General features: G+C 67.9%; 1 protein-coding gene. It reads right to left on the reverse strand.

Going from position 1 to position 224, the window contains the following annotated elements:
- On the reverse strand, positions 1 to 223 hold a 223-nt coding region (locus ADL01_RS28020), incomplete at its 3' end, for an acyltransferase domain-containing protein (RefSeq protein ID WP_420719743.1).
- Position 224 lies beyond the last annotated feature (1 nt).

Genomic DNA, 224 nt, shown 5'->3' on the forward strand with positions numbered 1-224 from the left:
TCACCGCCGCCACACCAGCACGCTCGTCCAGGCCCTCCAGCAACGACAGCACATCGGCCTCCGCCGCCTGCACCGCCAGCATCGCCCCACCCTCAGGCAGCGACTGCATCAACTGTCCACGCGCGGCCACCAGTCGGGCCGCATCCTCCAACGACCACACCCCAGCCACATACGCAGCCGTCAACTCACCGATCGAATGACCACCGACAATCTCCGGCCGCACC

The organism is Streptomyces sp. NRRL WC-3618 (assembly GCF_001280005.1).
Taxonomy (GTDB): Bacteria; Actinomycetota; Actinomycetes; order Streptomycetales; family Streptomycetaceae; genus Streptomyces.